Annotated in this window: 2 protein-coding genes; both read left to right on the forward strand. The window is 48.5% G+C overall.

Annotation, left to right across the window (positions count from 1 at the left end; genetic code table 11):
* Positions 1 to 528, forward strand: a 528-nt coding sequence (locus tag AC6I5A_RS12850; RefSeq protein ID WP_034616708.1) for a thiolase family protein, incomplete at its 5' end; no start/stop codon positions are given.
* Between the two features lie 129 nt (positions 529 to 657).
* On the forward strand, positions 658 to 1,287 hold a 630-nt coding region (locus tag AC6I5A_RS12855), incomplete at its 3' end, for an SDR family NAD(P)-dependent oxidoreductase (protein ID WP_034616711.1).

Consider the following 1,287-nt stretch of genomic DNA (forward strand, 5'->3'; position numbering starts at 1 on the left):
GGGGCGGCTGTGATCTTTACCACGAAAGAGAAAGCTATGCAGTTGGGCAAACCACTGATCAAGATATTGGTAAGTGAAGTAACTTCGGGGATTTTCACCAATGGATTCAGAGATATGACTTCGATGGAGATCACAGTCCGGGGCTCTAAAGAAGCTTATGAGAGAGCCGGCATTGGTCCGGAGGATATCGATATGGTCGAGTGCCATGACGCTTTCGCGATTAATGAGCATTTATATACGGAAGCCATGGGTTTCTGTGGGCATGGCGAAGCTGTTGAGTTTATCCGCAGCGGGCAAAACGATTACGGCGGTAAAGTCGTATTTAGTCCGCGCGGCGGCTTAATGTCGTGTGGACACCCGACGGGATGCAGCGGAGCGGCGCAGATCGCCGAAATGACTTGGCAATTACGCGGACAAGCCGGAGCTATGCAGGTGCCGAATGCTAAAACAGCAATGACCCATGTCACCGGCGGTGGAATCTACGGTTTGGATAACGCTGTGTGTACGGTTCATATCTTAAGTAAGTAAGTTTAATCGAGAGTTGGAGTAAGCTGAGAGGACGACAAATAGGGGCAGGAATTATTACGATCAAAGCTCAGTAGTCGTCTTCTTGGCATATTTTAGAGAAGTGAAGCAAGGTGAAAGGAGCCGGATAAAATGGGCGTACAGAACAGGGTTGCACTGGTAACCGGATCTGGGAGCGGACTGGGTGAGGCAACAGCAATGATGTTGGCTCAGAACGGCGCTAAAGTGGTCGTTAATGATGTTGTTCCGGAAAAAGTTGACCAAGTGGTGGAAAAAATCAAAGCTGTCGGCGGGGAAGTCATGGGAGTGGTAGCTGATATTTCGAAGAAAGATCAGGCCCAAGCCATGGCGAAACAAATTGTGGAACGCTTTGGCAGGATCGACATTCTGGTTAATAACGCAGGCATATCTCGGGACAAGGGCTTGCTGAAGCTCACGGAAGAAGATTGGGACATTGTGCTAAATGTTAATTTAAAAGGACCGTTCCTGTTGACCCAGGCGGTAGTTCCTTTCATGAAGGAACAGAAATTTGGACGTATCGTGAATATTGCCTCCAGGGCTTATCTTGGCTGGCCAACGCAAGCTAATTATTCTGCCTCGAAAGGCGGACTGGTGAGTTTCAGCAGATCAATGGCTTTGGAATTAGCGAAGTCCCAGATCACAGTTAACTGTATAGCTCCGGGCTTGATCCAGACACCATTGTACGATGCATTGCCGGATAATATTAAAGAGAACTTGGTGAAATCTCAGCCGACGGGTACA

Source organism: Desulfosporosinus sp. Tol-M2 (assembly GCF_059735615.1).